Genomic DNA, 15,016 nt, shown 5'->3' on the forward strand with positions numbered 1-15,016 from the left:
GCCGGGCACCGTGGCGGACGGCGACACGCGAGGCGCACCTGAGTAACGTACGCGGGCATCGGGGGGCTGTGTGCCCCGGATGGCGCCAACCTTCACTTCTGCGGGGGAAATCACCCCGCAGAAGTCGACAAAGCTACTGAGTCACTACTGTCCGGCGCCCGAGCCGTTGCCGGTGCCTCCAGAACCCGGGTCCGAGCCGCCGAGATTCGAGATCCACTTCGTCACCTTCGAGATGCCGTCGCCGATCGCGTCCCAGTAGCTCTGGCCCTGGGAGACCCAGTCCTGGAGGAACAGCTCCCACGCCAGCCAGCCCGCGCCGACGAGAATCAGGACGGTGAAGAGGCAGCCCTTGAGGCAGCCGAGTCCCGGGATCCTCATGCGGTTGGGGTTGGGCTGGCGCGGCTGCCTCGGCTGGCGCGGCGCGGGCTGCTGGGGCGGCGCGTACTGCTGAGGCTGCGGCGGGCGCTGTTGCTGAGGACGCTGCTGAGGGCGCTGCTGCTGAGGCTGCGGCGCGTACTGCTGCGGTTGCCGCGGCGGCTGCTGCGGGGGCCTCTGCTGCTGGCGCTGCGGCCGCCGGCGCAGCGGGTCCTGACTCGGGTCGAGGTACTGGACCTGTGTCTGCTCGTTGCGATCGCGGGCCGCCTGCAGCTGGGACTGCCAGGGGTGCGGGTCCTCCGGACGCGGCTGACCCGGCGGTACGGGCGGCATCACCGTGGTCGGGTCGCCACTCTGCGGGGGTCCGGACTGCGGGGCGCCGGTGTGCGGCAGGAAGCTGGTCGCGGCGTTGGGGTCGTACGACCCCGCGTTGCTCGGCAGGACCTGCGTCGGGTCTGCCGCACCCGGCGCCCCGGGCACCTGAGCGGGCGAAGGGTCGGGCGCGAGCAGCGCGGCGACCCCGAGCGCGGCGTCGACCTGCGCGGGCGTGGAGTGCACGCCGACTCCGGCCGCGACGGTACGCAGTCCACGGGCGAGGTTCTCGGCGCTGGGCCGCTGGGCCGGCTCCTTGCGCAGGCAGCGCTCTATGACCGTCCACAGCGGCTCGGGGACGGTGGTGGGGCGGCGGGGCTCCTCGCTGAGGTGGCGGTGGAGCACCTCGAGGGCTGTGCCGCCCGCGAACGGGGGCCTGCCTGTGACCAGTTCGTACAGCAGGATGCCCGCGCCGTAGATGTCGACGGCGGAGGTCTGCGGACGGCCCTCGGCCGACTCCGGCGCGACATACGCGGGCGTGCCGACGAACTCGTGCGTACGGGTCAGGCCCGGGGAGTCCGCGAGGCGCGCGATGCCGAAGTCGGTCAGCATCGGGTGCATCTGGCCGTCGGTGTCGGTCTTGAGGAGTACGTTCGCGGGCTTGAGGTCGCGGTGGACGACGCCGTCCGCGTGGCTTGCGGCGAGCGCGTCCGCGATCTGGGCGGTCATCAGCGAGGCGGCGACCGGGCTGAGCGGGCCGTTCTCGCGGAGGTAGCGGTGCAGGTCGGGGCCGTCGACGAGGTCCATGACGAGGGCGAGGAGATCCCCTTCGACGACCAGGTCCCTGGTGCGCACGATGTTCGGGTGGGTGAGGCGGAGCAGGACGGAGCGCTCGCGCAGGAAGCGCATCACCACGTCCGCGTCGTTCGCAAGCTCCTCCTTGAGGACCTTGATCGCGACGGTCTCGCCGGGCTGGCCCGCGACGGCCGCCTCGGCGCCCGCGGTCTCCCGCTGGCTGGCTCGCCAGACGGTGCCCGTGGCGCCGCGCCCGAGGGGCTCCTCGAGCAGGTACTTGCTGCCTACCGGCCGCACGTCATGCGCTCCCTGCTGATCGTGGTCCTTGCGTGGTCCCGGGCCACTGTGGGCCTTGCTCGGAGGCGCGGTGGCCCGCCCGGGTGTCCGACCCACTTTAGTGCCGCCGGACACGGCACCGGCCGGTCGTCTGCCCGACTTCCTCCTGCGCATCCCCTCCTGATGGACCGCTGGTCGTGTTCGAAAGGAAGACGCGGGCATCGTACGGATGGTTGCCGAAGAGCCGTGCCGCGAACGTCACGCATGTTCCGGATCAGATCCCAACCAGGCATTTTTACGCCCAGAGCCGACCAATCAAGATCACGTACTGGTGGTCCCCGGGCGTGTTGTCAGTGGCAGGTGCGAAGATGCCCTCAGCACGGAGTCGTGGGGGCGGGAGCCCTGTGGCGCGTGCCGACCTGCCGGGTGGGGGCGATCACATGGCGGCTCCCCTGCCGGGCACCCCGCGCAGAAGGGATTGCTGACGGCGATGCAGATCCGGCTGACTGTCCTCGCGCCGCGCAGCGGCCGATCCGCGACCGCGGGGCATGCCTCCGTGGGACACGCCCCGGCGGGACATGCCGCGGGACACGCCTGCGACGTGCTGATCACCGCGCCCGCCGGGACGGCGCTGGCCGCCGTGGCCTCCGGCCTCGCGGCGGCCGTCTCCGGCCCCGATGTCTCGGGTTCCGTCGTGCTGTACGCGGGCCAGGAGCGGCTCGACGCGCAGCGGCGCACGCTGGGCGAGCCGCCGCTGGTGGACGGCGCGGTGCTCTCCCTTCAGGTCCCCGGTGAGGACGAGTCTCCCGGGGCGGACGCCTCGGCCCAGCTCCATGTGGTCGCCGGTCCCGACGCGGGCGGGGTCCATCTGCTGCACGGCGGCCAGATCAGGATCGGCCGCTCCGCCGAGGCGGACGTACCGCTGGACGACCCGGACGTCTCGCGGCTGCACTGCGCGGTCACGGTCGCCGAGGACGGGCGGGTGACGGTCGCCGACCTCGGCTCGACGAACGGCACCACGCTGGACGGCGCGGCCCTGAGTGCCCGCCCGGTCAGGCTGCCCGCGGGCGCGCTGCTGCGACTGGGCGAGTCGACGCTCCGGGTCACCCCGTGCGACCGGACGCCTGCGCTGCCGACGGCGCCGGACGGCGAGGGGCATCTGCGGGTGACCCGGGCGGACGGGGCTGGTCCGGGCGGGTCCGGTCCCGGTGGCTCCGGTCCCGGTGGAGCCCGTTCCGGTCCCGGTGGTTCCGGTCCCGGTGGAGCCGCGGCGGGGGCGTTCGTTCCTGGCGGGTCGGATCGGGGCGGATCGGCTCCGGGCGGGGCCGCACCGGGCGGAATCGGTCCGGGGGACGACGGTCCCGGCAGGTCAGGCCCCGGCGGCTCCGATTCCGGCGGATCAGCTCCTGGCGGTTTCGGGCCGGGCGGCTCGGGCCTCGGCAGCTCCGGTCCGGCCGACCCCGGACATCGCCGACCGGTTCCCAGGTGGGCCCGCCGGGACGACGCCGGTTCCGGCACCGGCTCCCGCACCGGCGGCTACGGCCCCGACGCATCGGCTCCGGGCGGTTCCGGATCGGGCACTTCCGGGCACGGTGGCTCGGGCGCGCGCGGTGCGGATCCGGGCAGTCCCGGGTCCGCCAACCGGGCTCCCCACGCTTCGGGCCCCCGCGAAGCCCCCCAGGCAGGCGATCAGCGCCGTGTGCCCTTCGAGTACGACCCCACCGCTCCCTCGGCCCCGACGAGCGCCGGGCGCGGCGGTGCCGAGACGCTTTATACATACGGCACATACGGCCCGGACGGCAGCGCCCACGGCGACGCCATGCACTCCAGGGCGGACGAGACCCACGAGGTCCCCGAACCGGCCGAGGCCCACAGCCCCGCAGCTCCCAGCGGCCCGCCGCGCCAAGCCGCCCCCTTCCGCGGCACCAGCCTGCCCGACGGCGCCACCCCCCGCAGACGCGGTATAGGAGCCTGGGCACGGCGGCTCGCCGGAGGCCGGGAGGAGCCTGTCCCGGGGCTCCCGCCGCAGCCCGGACCACGCAGTGCCGCGACGCGCGCCGTCGAGAGCTGGCCCGATCCGGCCGCGGTGCTGCTCACCGCGCTCGGCCCCGGCCCCCGGCTCTGGGAGCGGGGAGCGGGGCATCCCGAGTCCCTTGTGCTCCGCCTCGGCACCACCGACCGGGCCGAGCTGCCTGCCGTGCCGGTGACCGTCGGCCTGCGCGAGGCCGGTTCGCTCGGGCTCGCCGGGCCCAGGGCGCGGCTGGCCGGTCTTGCCAGGTCCGCCGTGGCGCAGCTCGCAGCGCTGCATTCGCCTGTCGATCTGGAGATCGTGCTGATCTCCACGGACCGGTCGCGGAGCCTCGAGGAGCGCAAGAGCGAGTGGGCCTGGCTCGGCTGGCTGCCGCATCTGCGGCCCGCGCACGGCCAGGACTGCCGACTGCTCCTCGCCTACGACCGGGACCAGGCCACCGCCCGCAGTGCCGAACTCACCCGCCGCCTGGACGACGGGCCGCTCGGCCCGGGCTGGCCGAGCGCCGAGCGCAGGGCCGTCACCGAAGCCGCCGCGCGGTACGAAGGCGCGCGTACCGTCGTCATCATCGACGGGGACCCCGGATCGGCCGCGCTGCGCGAGACGACGGCGAGGCTGGCCGGCGCCGGACCCGCCGCCGGGATCCATCTGATCTGTCTGGCCGAGACTCCGGCCGCCTCGCCGCTCTCACCCGTCGCCGCGACCTACGAGGCGGCGTGCGCGGCCTCGGTCGCCTTCCGCGAGTGCGGGGCGGTCGCCCTGCTCAGCGGCGATGTGGCGACCGCGCTGCGGCTGATGCGTACGGCCGGCGGGCAGCCCGTGGGGCACGGCACGGTCGGCGCGGTGGACGCAGTCTCGGCGCCATGGGCGGAGCGCTTCGGGCGCGCCGTCGCGCCGCTGCGCGCCGAGGGCACCGGCACACACCTCGACCGGGTCGCGGCGCTGCCGCGTTCCGCACGGCTGCTGGACGAGCTGGGTCTCGCCCGCGCCACCCCCGCATCTCTGATGGCGCGCTGGGCATCGGCGGGCGACGGCACCGCTGTGCTCGGCGCGGGTCCGCGCGGCCCGCTCACCGTCGATCTCACCGAAGAGGGCCCGCATCTGCTGATCGAAGGCCCGGCGGGCAGCGGCCGCACTGAGCTGCTGCGCTCCGTCGCGGCCTCGCTGGCCGCCGCGGGACGCCCGGACCGGCTCGGGCTGCTGCTGGTCGACGGAGCCGGCGGCGAGCGCGGCGAAGGACTGGCCGCCTGTACCGAACTGCCCCATGTCACCGAGCACCTGGTGGCCTCGGACCCGGTCCGGATGCGAGCGTTCGCGCAGGCGCTCGGGGCCGAGCTGAAGCGGCGGTCCGAGCTGCTGGGCAGCGTCGGTTTCGCCGAGTGGCACGCCCAGCACGAGGTGGCCGACCGGATGGTGGGCCAGCGCCCGCCGAGCGCCGCCGAGCAGCGCGGTGACCTCGACTCCCCCGCCAGCGGCACGCTCCGGCTGCGCCCCGGGGCCCGTACGAAGGCCGAGGGTCCGCCTCCGCTCCCGCGGCTCGTCGTGCTGGTGGACGACTTCGACGCGCTGGTCGCACCGGCGCTCGGCAGCCCCGGGCGGCCCGCGGCCGGTTCGGTCGTACGGGCCCTGGAAACCGTGGCCCGGGACGGCGAGCGGCTCGGCGTACATCTGATAGCGACGTCCGCGCGCCCCGACCGTACGGCCGACACCGAGTTGGCACAGGGTGCGCGGCTGCGTGTCGTGCTGGATGCGCCGCCCGCCGCGCCGGGGCCGGACGATCCTGCCCCCGGTCGAGGCAGGCTCGGGCATCCGGACGGCCGGGTGACACCGTTCCAGAGCGGCCGGGTGACGGGACGCATTCCGCGTACGGCGACCTTGCGTCCCACTGTGGTGCCGCTCGAGTGGGAGCGGATGGGTGACCCGCCGACCCGTCGGCCCGTTCGTGAACTGGGCAATGGGCCAACGGACTTGGCACTTCTGGCCAGTGCCCTGGAGCGAGCTGCACGATCAGTGGACGCGACTCCGGTTCCGCCGCTGAATCCGGCCCGCCCCTGAGCGACAGCACAGACCCGCCCTTTGACCTGACATCACGTCACAAGGCCATCACAAAAGGCTGGTTGACGCCTGGTGCGGTATTGCGGCCCTCCAGTACCGGGCGTACACCTGTCGGCACGGGACAGGGCACGGGAGAGACGGGGCAGTGATGCGCACAACTCTTCGCACGGGCAGGACCGCAGTGGTGTTCGCCGCCATCGGTGCTCTCGCACTCGCCGGTTGCGGCGACAACAAGGACGACAACAAGGCGAAACCGGGCGAGGGCAAGGGCAAGGAGTCCGCGGCGACCGTCCAACTGCCCAAGCTGAGCGGCGAGAAGATCGAGGTCGTGGCCGTCTGGACCGGCCCCGAGCAGGAGAACTTCACCAAGGTCCTCAAGGAGTTCGAGAAGCGCACCGGGGCTTCCGTCACCTTCGTCCCCACCCAGGACGCGATGCTCAACTACCTCGGTACGAAGATCGCCGGCGGTCAGCCCCCGGATGTGGCACTCCTCCAGCAGGTCGGCGCGCTCCAGCAGGCCGTACAGCGCAAATGGGTCAAGCCGCTGGGCGCCGAGGCCAAGGCGGAGCTGGCGAAGAACTTCACCAAGGGCTGGCAGGATCTCGGCGCGGTCGGCGGCACGCAGTACGGCGTCTACTTCAAGGCCGCCAGCAAGTCCTTGGTCTGGTACAACGCCAAGGCCTTCGAGAACGCGGGCGCGAGCGAGCCGAAGACCTGGAAGGAGTTCCTGTCGACGGCCGAGACGATCTCCGCCTCCGGTGTCACCCCGGTCTCGGTCGGCGGCGCGGACGGCTGGACACTCACCGACTGGTTCGAGAACATCTATCTCTCCCAGGCGGGACCCCAGAAGTACGACCAGCTGGCCAAGCACCAGATCAAGTGGACCGATCCGTCCGTGAAGACCGCGCTGACCACGCTCGGCGAGCTCTTCGGCAAGCCGAACCTGATCGCGGGCGGCGCCGACGGCGCGCTCCAGACGGAGTTCCCGGCGTCGGTCACCCAGACCTTCACCGGCGGTGAGCAGCCCAAGGGCGCGATGGTCTTCGAGGGCGACTTCGTCTCGGTCAACATCGCGCAGACCGACGCCAAGATCGGTACGGACGCGAAGGTGTTCCCGTTCCCCGCGGTGGGCGCCGAGCCTCCGGTGGTGACCGGCGGCGATGCGGCCGTGGCGCTGAAGGACTCCAAGGGCGCGCAGGCGCTGCTGACCTTCCTGGCCTCCCCGGACGCCGCGAAGATCTGGGCCGAGTCGGGCGGGTTCATCTCACCGAACAAGTCGCTCGACATCTCCGCGTACCCCAATGATGTGCAGCGCGATATCGCCAAGGCGCTGATCGCGGCGGGCGACACATTCCGCTTCGACATGTCGGACCAGATGCCGCAGTCGTTCGGCGGTACGCCCGGCAAGGGCGAGTGGAAAGCACTCCAGGACTTTCTGAAGAACCCGAAGAACGTCGCCGGGACCCAGCAGAAGCTGGAGTCGGACGCGGCCAAGGCGTACAAGAGCTGAATCGGGTGACAACTGCGGCGACCGCGAGGGGCTCCGTACGTCCGACGCCCCCCGCCGACAAGCGCAAGAGCGTGACAGGCACACCTAAGATCATCGCGGTCGGCTTTCTGCTGCCCGCACTGGTGCTGCTGGGCGCGCTCGTGGTCTACCCGATCGGGTACTCGGTCTACCGGTCCTTCTTCGACCAGTCCGGCAGCGGGTTCGCCGGGATCGACAACTACAAGGAGATATTCACCGAGGACACCATCCTCACCGCGGTCAAGAACAATGTGATCTGGGTGGTGGTCGCGCCGACCGTCTCGACGGCGCTCGGTCTGATCTTCGCCGTGCTCACCGAGCGGGTCCGCTGGGGCACAGCCTTCAAGCTGATCGTCTTCATGCCGATGGCGATCTCGATGCTCGCCGCGGGCATCATCTTCCGGCTGGTTTACGAGCAGGACCCGGACCGCGGTGTCGCCAACGCGGTGTGGGTGGGCGTCCATGACACCTTCGCCGAGTCGGCCGGATTCCCCAAGGCGCGTCCGCTGGCCGTCCATCCGCTCGAGGCAGGTCCGGGCGGGTCCTTCGTCACCAAGGAGCCGGCCACCGCGGGCAAACAGGTCCAGCTCCCGCTGGTCGGTGTCGCGCCCGACAAGATGCCCTCCGACGCCAAGCCCGCGAGGGCGGCGCAGCCGGACGACGGAAAGATCACCGGAACCGCCTGGCTGGACTTCACCAAGGGCGGCGGCGGCAAGCCCAACGCCATCGACGCCAAGGAGCTCGGCCTCAAGGGCATCAAGGTGGAGGCGGTCAAGGACGGCAAGGTCGTCGCATCGGCACGGGCCGGAGCGGACGGTACGTTCAGCCTGCCCGCGTCCGCCGAGGGCGCTCAACTCCGGCTGCCCGCCGACAACTTCCGGGAGCCGTACAACGGCGTCAACTGGCTCGGCCCCTCGCTCGTCACCCCGGCGATCATCGGCAGTTACGTCTGGATGTGGGCGGGCTTCGCGATGGTGCTGATCGCGGCGGGCCTGGCGAGCGTGCCGCGTGAACTCCTCGAAGCGGCGCGGGTGGACGGCGCGAACGAATGGCAGGTCTTCCGCAAGATCACGGTGCCGCTGCTGGCGCCGGTACTCGCGGTCGTCCTGGTCACCCTGATGATCAATGTGCTGAAGATCTTCGACCTGGTCTTCATCATCGCGCCGGGCTCGGCCCAGGACGACGCGAACGTCCTCGCTCTCCAGCTGTACCGCTCGTCGTTCGGTACGGATTCGAACGTGGGGCTGGGCAGTGCCATCTCCGTACTCCTGCTGCTGCTGGTGATCCCGGTGATGCTGTTCAACATCCGCAGGATGCGAAGGGAGAGCCGCCGATGACCACGACCGACGGTGTGGTGAAGGCCAAGCAGTCACTCCCGGCGCGTATCGCGGCAGGCGCCGGCGGTGGCGTGACGCGGGTGTTTCTCATCCTGGTGGGCCTGTTCTGGCTGATGCCGACGTTCGGGCTGTTGCTGTCGTCGCTGCGCGACGCGACGGACATCAGTGAGAGCGGCTGGTGGAAGGTGTTCTCGGCCCCGGCACAGCTGACCACCGAGAACTATTCGCGGCTCCTCGACAACACGGCGATCACCGATTCGCTGCTGTCCACGGTGCTGATCACCGTCCCTGCCACGGTTCTGGTCGTGGTGATCGGCTCGCTCGCCGGATACGCCTTCGCCTGGATGGAATTCCCCGGCCGCGACTGGTGGTTCATGGTGGTCGTCGGCCTCCTCGTGGTCCCGGTCCAGGTCGCGCTGGTGCCGGTCTCCAAGCTGTTCGGCCAGATCGGCATCTTCGAGACGACGATCGGCGTGATCATCTTCCATGTCGCGTTCGGTCTGCCGTTCGCGATCTTCCTGCTGCGGAACTTCTTCGCGGAGATCCCGAGAGAACTGCTGGAGGCGGCGCGGCTCGACGGAGCGGGCGAGCTACGGCTGTTCACGCGCGTCGTGATGCCACTGGGCGGCCCGGCGATCGCCTCGCTGGGGATCTTCCAGTTCCTGTGGGTGTGGAACGACATGCTGGTGGCGCTGATCTTCGCGGACTCCGAGAGCGCGCCGATCACGGTGGCACTCCAGCGCCAGGTAAGGCAGTTCGGCAACAACATCGACGTCCTGGCGCCCGGCGCCTTCGTCTCGATGATCATCCCGCTGGCGGTGTTCTTCGCGTTCCAGCGGCAGTTCGTGACGGGAGTCATGGCGGGAGCGGTCAAGTGAGCGGGCGTGGATGAGTAGTTGAGCGGTGTCGGGGCCGGCCCGGTGCGAACTGTTGGCGCCCGGTCCCCCGCCGGCGGGGGACCGGGCCACGCCGCAAGCGAGGCCGTAGTGGCGGCAGGCCTGCAGCCACTTGGCCGCGGCCGGCCAGCCGGTCCCGCGCGCGGCTCCAGACGGCCCCCCGGCACAATCGGGCCCCGGCGCAAGAGGCTGCACCCCCATCTCGCCAAGCCCGAGACCACCCGGGTCCCCGCCGCAAACCGACCACCCGCCACGTGACGGCACCCCCACCTCGCGCGGTACCGGGCAAACCCGGTCCGGCCGGGAAGCGGTCACCGGGGGGCGCGGCGGTGTGCCACTTCACCGAGGACAGGGCCGCGCCCGGCTGCGCCGCGAAGCAAGCGCCGGGCCCGCCGAACGCTCGGCGCGAAGCTGCCGCCCGGAGGCGTGGGGTGCGCCCCCTCACCTACCCCCGGGGCCCGGGAGCCTGCCCCCGGTTCGGGAAGGGGCGGGGAGGGGAACAACCCCCGGTCACGACCGGAGCGCCGCCACCGCACCGCGCCGGTCACGACCGGAGCGCCGCCACCGCCCCCCGCGCCAGCTCGTCCAGGTACCCCTTCGGCAGCCCCGTCCGCACCACCACCAGCCGCCAGTACAGCGGCCCCACAATCAGGTCCAGCGCCTTGTCCGGGTCCGTCGATTCGGGGAGTTCGCCCCGTGCGACCGCGTCCCGTACCACCATCGCCGCCACGCCCTGCTGGCTGTCCAGCAACGCCGCCTTGATCGCGTCCGAGATCTCCGGGTGGCGCGCCGCCTCCACCAGCAGGTCCGGGATGACCTGCGAGGCCACCGGGTGGCGCAGGGCGTGCGACGCCACCTCGAGCAGCGCCCGTACATCGCCGTACAGCGAACCCGTCGCCGGCGCCGGCAGCCCCTGCGCCGCGAACACCGAGACCAGGTCCAGCACCAGCGACAGCTTCGACTTCCAGCGCCGGTAGACCGCCGTCTTGCCGACGCCCGCCCGCCGCGCGATCCCCTCGATCGACATCCGCGCGAAGCCGACCGCGGCCAGTTCCTCGAAGACGGCGGCGCGGATGGCGTGGGTCACGTCCTCCCGGAGCACTGCGGCTCCCGCCGGCGCGCGACGTGGTGTTCCCGGATCCGTGGTCATGCACAGGAGCATACCGGGACGACGAAACGGTTGCGTTGCGACGTCACTCCGTCCTACTCTCGTCGTAGCGACGATACGGGTCCGTCCCATCGCTGGGCCACTCCCATCGCGGGCGCCGCCAACGCCCGCGCCCGACGTACCCCACCCGTGCCCCTGCCTCCGCGCCTGTCGAAAGCGAGCACCGTGAGCAGCCAGACGATCGGCCGGCCAGAGCCGCATCCAGACCCGAGCGAATCCGCCCCGGACGGCCCGTCCGACCTCGCCGCGCTCGCCGCCCGCCACGGTCTGACCATCAGCGGCGCCCGCCCCACCCTGCGCTCCTACATCGACCAGCTCTGGTCCCGCCGCCACTTCATCGTCGCCTTCGCCACCGCACGGCTGACCGCCCAGTACAGCCAGGCCAAGCTGGGCCAGATCTGGCAGGTCATGACCCCGCTGCTGAACGCGGCGGTCTACTACTTCATCTTCGGCATGCTGCTCGACACCAGTAAGCACGTGCCCGACTTCATCCCGTTCCTCGTCACCGGCGTGTTCATCTGGACCTTCACGGCCAACTCAATCATGGCCGGCACCCGCGCGATCTCCGGCAACATCGGCCTCGTACGCGCCCTGCACTTCCCCCGCGCGAGCCTGCCCATCGCCATCGCGCTCCAGCAGCTCCAGCAGCTGCTCTTCTCGCTCGGCGCGCTGCTCGCCATCCTGGTCTGCTTCGGGCAGCTTCCCCAGGTCGGCTGGCTGCTCGCGATCCCGGCACTGACCCTGCAGGCCGTGTTCAACACCGGCATTTCGATGATCATGGCGCGGCTGGCCAGCAAGACCCCGGACATCGCCCAGCTGATGCCGTTCATCCTGCGCACCTGGATGTACGTCTCCGGCGTGATGTGGTCGATCGACAAGGTGCTCAGCCACGACAAGGTGCCGCACACCGTCAAGCTGGCGCTGCAGTGCAACCCGGCCGCCGTCTACATCGACCTCATGCGCTTCGCGCTCATCGACAGCTTCACCGCCGCCCAACTCCCCCCGCACGTGTGGGCCGTGGCCCTCTTCTGGGCAGTGCTCTTCGGGGCCGGCGGATTCCTGTACTTCTGGAAGGCAGAGGAGGAGTACGGCCGTGGCTGACTCCAGGATTCCCACCGTCGTCGTCGACGGCGTCCACATCACGTACAAGGTGAACGGCGTCCGCACCGGCAAGGGCAGCGCCACCACCGCCCTCAGCCGGATCGTCTCCCGCAAGGGCGCACCCGGCGTTCGCGAGGTGCACGCCGTCAAGGGGGTCAGCTTCGCCGCGTACAAGGGCGAGGCGATCGGCCTGATCGGCTCCAACGGCTCGGGCAAGTCGACCCTGCTCAAGGCCATCGCGGGCCTGCAGCCGCCGTCCAAGGGCAGGGTCTTCACCCAGGGCCAGCCCTCGCTGCTCGGCGTGAACGCGGCACTCATGGGCGATCTGACCGGCGAGCGCAATGTCATCCTCGGCGGACTCGCGATGGGCATGACCCGCGAGCAGATCCGCGACCGCTACGACGACATCGTCGACTTCTCGGGGATCAACGAGAAGGGCGACTTCATCACGCTGCCGATGCGTACGTACTCCTCCGGCATGGGCGCCCGGCTGCGGTTCTCGATCGCCGCGGCGAAGAGCCACGACGTGCTGCTGATCGACGAGGCTCTGTCCACCGGCGACGCCCGCTTCCAGCGGCGCAGCCAGGAGCGCATCAACGAGCTGCGCGAGGAGGCCGGCACGGTCTTCCTGGTCAGCCACAGCATCGGCACGATTTCCGAGACGTGCGACCGCGCGATCTGGCTGGAGGCCGGGACGTTGCGGATGGACGGCCCCGTGAAGGACGTCGTCGCCGCGTACAACGAGTTCACCAGCCCCAAGAAATAGCCCCTAAATCACCTCAAATTATCCCTAACGCGGGCTAAAGTGCAGGCCGATGACGAATCATCGGACTGCACCGCCCGCCCATGGCTCCGCCCGGGTGCCCAGGACCGCGCTCCCCGGCGCCCGGGCGCCCCTCGGCGCCGACCCGCCCCGGCCCACGCAGGCCGTCGCCCTCGGCGCCGTCTGGGCAGCCACCCGCATCGGGATGCTGCTCCTGCTCATCGTCGACCGCCTCGGCGACAGCGGCGTCGCCGGCGAGGTGCACACCATCTACCGGCACTGGTACGAGCAGCTCGGCCAGGGCGCTTTCCCCCTGAACGACGTCACCTGGCAGTACCCGCCCGGCGCCGCGCTGGTGTTCCTCTTCCCCGGCACACTGCCCTGGCTCACCTACTTCCAGGCCTTCGTCGCCATCACCCTCGCCGCCGACGCCGTCGTCACCCTCGCGCTCGCCCGCGCCGGTGTGCCCGGCGCCTGGATGTGGGTGTGCGGACTGCCGCTGCTGCTGCATCTGCCATTCGCGCGGTACGACGTCCAGGTCACCGCCCTCGCCGTGCTCGCGCTGCTGGCGATGCGCGGCCGGCCGCTGCTCGGCGGGGCGCTCGCCGGCCTCGGCGCGATGGTCAAGGTCTGGCCGCTGCTCACCCTGCTCGGCACACCCCGGGGACGTACGACACGCGCCGCCTGGCTCTCGGCCGCCACCTCCGCGGTCGCGCTGCTCGCCGTCCTCACGCTCGTCTTCACGCACTCCCTGGACTTTCTGCGGCAGCAGGGCGCCAGAGGCGTCCAGATCGAGTCGCTCGGCGGAACCGCGCTCCAGCTCGCACGGAAGGCGGGCTGGCCGGGCACGGTCAGGTACCAGTACGGGGCCTTCGAGTTCATCGGTCCCTATGTGTCGAGCGTGGCGCGGCTCTCGCTGCTGCTGACCGCCGCGGCGCTGTGCTGGTTGCTGCTCTGGCGGGTCAGGGCCCGGCGCTGGAGTGCGGCGACACCCCTCGACGCCGCGTTCGCCGCCGTCCTGCTCTTCACCGTCAGCAGCCGGGTGATCAGCCCGCAGTATCTGGTCTGGCTGCTCGGACTGGCCGCGGTCTGCCTCACCTCCCGGCACACCACCCAGCGCCCGGTCGCGCTGTTGATGCTGCCGACGGCCGCGCTGAGCGCGCTGGCCTACCCCTTGCTCTACGACGATGTGCTGGGCGGCACACCGCTCGGCTGTCTGATCATGGTCGTACGGAACGGTCTGCTGGTCACGGCGGCTCTGCTCTCCTGCAGGCGGCTGTGGACGGCCACGGCCGCGCGATAGGCTCCGCTGCCGACGATGGGCAGGGGCACGCCAAGGGGAGTGGGAATGCGGAACGGGGGGCCTCAGCCGCTGCGCGACGACGATCCGCGGGAGATCGCGGGCTATGTGCTCGAGGCGCGGATCGGCGAAGGCGGGATGGGCACCGTCTATCTCACCCGCACCGGCGAAGGACGGCCCGTCGCGCTGAAGCTGATCCGCCGCGAGCACGCACAGAGCGAGAGCTTCCGGAAACGTTTCGCCCGCGAGGTCGAGGCGGTCCGCCGGGTGCACGGACACCACCTCGTACCGGTCGTCGACCATGACGCGGAGGCCGCCCGGCCCTGGCTCGCCACCCGTTATGTACCGGGGCTGCCGCTCGACGACGCGCTGGCCGAACACGGGCCGCTGCCGCTGAAGTGCGTGCTTCAACTGACCGCCTGCGCGGCCCACGCGCTGGACGCCGTACACACCGCCGGGGTCATCCACCGTGATGTGAAGCCGGGCAATCTGCTGCTCACCGCGGAAGGGCCCTGGCTGCTCGACTTCGGCATCGCGCGGGACGTCGGGACGTCATCCATGACCACCGTCGGCCGGATGGTCGGCACACCCAAGTACATGTCTCCCGAGCACGCGCTCGGCAAGCAGCTCACGCCCGCATCCGATGTGTTCACGCTCGGACTCGTCGCCGCCGAAGCCGCCGCCGGGCGCCATCCGTACGGAGAGGGCGGCGGCCTGGTGGTCGCCACCCGGATCGCCGGCACCGACCACGAGCCGCCGGATCTCCGCGCGCATCCGGCGGTGCTGCGCGAGGTGCTGGCGGCCTGCCTCGCCGCCCGGCCCGAGGAGCGGCCGACGGCGGCGGAGGTGGCCGAGCTGTGCCGGCGGGCAGCGGGACGCGACGTACGTGATTTCGACGGCTGGCTGCCGAAGCCGCTCGCGGCGACCCTGGCAGGGATCGAGCGGGCCGCCAAGGACCCGAGGGCGTCCGGCTGGCTGACCAGAATCCGCCGGGCCCCCTGACGGGCTGTCCACGATCGCAGGACGGGCTTGTGCTCAAAAGCCCGTCCGGCGATCGAGGGCGAAGCGCGCCGGACGGACC

10 protein-coding genes are annotated in these 15,016 nt (G+C 71.5%); 8 read left to right on the top strand and 2 right to left on the bottom strand.

The genetic code is table 11. The annotated features are described in order from the left end of the window. Positions 1–144: 144 nt before the first annotated feature. Positions 145–1,779 (bottom strand): serine/threonine-protein kinase, encoded by a 1,635-nt coding sequence (locus AB0D12_RS31300; protein ID WP_362690201.1) that lies wholly within the window; start codon positions 1,777–1,779, stop codon positions 145–147. A 469-nt stretch (positions 1,780–2,248) separates the two neighbouring features. On the opposite strand from AB0D12_RS31300, the gene AB0D12_RS31305 reads away from it, so the two are divergent. The 4 genes from AB0D12_RS31305 to AB0D12_RS31320 all read left to right on the top strand — a co-directional run bounded on the left by AB0D12_RS31305 (position 2,249) and on the right by AB0D12_RS31320 (position 9,585). After that, positions 2,249–5,842, top strand: coding sequence for an FHA domain-containing protein (locus AB0D12_RS31305; protein ID WP_362690204.1), 3,594 nt, complete (start codon positions 2,249–2,251; stop codon positions 5,840–5,842). Positions 5,843–5,990: 148 nt separating this feature from the next. Continuing rightward, positions 5,991–7,352 carry an extracellular solute-binding protein gene (locus AB0D12_RS31310; protein WP_362690207.1) on the top strand — a complete coding sequence of 454 codons (1,362 nt, stop codon included), beginning with the start codon at positions 5,991–5,993 and terminating at the stop codon, positions 7,350–7,352. A 5-nt stretch (positions 7,353–7,357) separates the two neighbouring features. Beyond that, the gene (locus AB0D12_RS31315; RefSeq protein ID WP_362690210.1) at positions 7,358–8,707 is read left to right on the top strand and encodes a sugar ABC transporter permease; all 1,350 of its coding nucleotides are present in this window, start codon (positions 7,358–7,360) and stop codon (positions 8,705–8,707) included. After that, entirely contained in the window at positions 8,704–9,585 is an 882-nt protein-coding gene (locus AB0D12_RS31320) for a carbohydrate ABC transporter permease (protein ID WP_362690213.1), read from the top strand. Before AB0D12_RS31315 ends, AB0D12_RS31320 begins: the two co-directional genes overlap by 4 nt. Before the next feature lie 562 nt (positions 9,586–10,147). Here AB0D12_RS31320 and AB0D12_RS31325 read toward each other — a convergent pair. Further along, positions 10,148–10,753 (bottom strand): TetR/AcrR family transcriptional regulator, encoded by a 606-nt coding sequence (locus AB0D12_RS31325; RefSeq protein WP_362690216.1) that lies wholly within the window; start codon positions 10,751–10,753, stop codon positions 10,148–10,150. 198 nt (positions 10,754–10,951) lie between these two features. Here AB0D12_RS31325 and AB0D12_RS31330 point away from each other — a divergent pair, with 198 nt between their 5' ends. Genes AB0D12_RS31330 through AB0D12_RS31345 form a run of 4 tightly spaced genes read left to right on the top strand, consistent with a single transcriptional unit; the run spans position 10,952 to position 14,937 of the window. After that, the gene (locus tag AB0D12_RS31330) at positions 10,952–11,872 is read left to right on the top strand and encodes an ABC transporter permease (protein ID WP_362690311.1); all 921 of its coding nucleotides are present in this window, start codon (positions 10,952–10,954) and stop codon (positions 11,870–11,872) included. After that, positions 11,865–12,638 (top strand): ABC transporter ATP-binding protein, encoded by a 774-nt coding sequence (locus AB0D12_RS31335; RefSeq protein WP_327323936.1) that lies wholly within the window; start codon positions 11,865–11,867, stop codon positions 12,636–12,638. Before AB0D12_RS31330 ends, AB0D12_RS31335 begins: the two co-directional genes overlap by 8 nt. A 49-nt stretch (positions 12,639–12,687) precedes the next feature. Next, positions 12,688–13,938, top strand: a complete 1,251-nt coding sequence (locus AB0D12_RS31340; RefSeq protein ID WP_362690220.1) for a glycosyltransferase family 87 protein — start codon at positions 12,688–12,690, stop codon at positions 13,936–13,938. 45 nt (positions 13,939–13,983) lie between these two features. Continuing rightward, positions 13,984–14,937 (top strand): serine/threonine-protein kinase, encoded by a 954-nt coding sequence (locus AB0D12_RS31345; protein WP_362690223.1) that lies wholly within the window; start codon positions 13,984–13,986, stop codon positions 14,935–14,937. Positions 14,938–15,016 lie beyond the last annotated feature (79 nt).

This window comes from Streptomyces sp. NPDC048479, from assembly GCF_040651435.1.
GTDB lineage: Bacteria > Actinomycetota > Actinomycetes > Streptomycetales > Streptomycetaceae > Streptomyces.

Coding starts and splice junctions, on each gene's coding strand:
- AB0D12_RS31305 (WP_362690204.1), top strand. CDS start 2,249: ATGCAGATCCGGCTGACTGTCCTCGCGCCGCGCAGCGGCCGATCCGCG.
- AB0D12_RS31310 (WP_362690207.1), top strand. CDS start 5,991: ATGCGCACAACTCTTCGCACGGGCAGGACCGCAGTGGTGTTCGCCGCC.
- AB0D12_RS31320 (WP_362690213.1), top strand. CDS start 8,704: ATGACCACGACCGACGGTGTGGTGAAGGCCAAGCAGTCACTCCCGGCG.
- AB0D12_RS31325 (WP_362690216.1), bottom strand. CDS start 10,753: ATGACCACGGATCCGGGAACACCACGTCGCGCGCCGGCGGGAGCCGCA.
- AB0D12_RS31340 (WP_362690220.1), top strand. CDS start 12,688: ATGACGAATCATCGGACTGCACCGCCCGCCCATGGCTCCGCCCGGGTG.
- AB0D12_RS31345 (WP_362690223.1), top strand. CDS start 13,984: ATGCGGAACGGGGGGCCTCAGCCGCTGCGCGACGACGATCCGCGGGAG.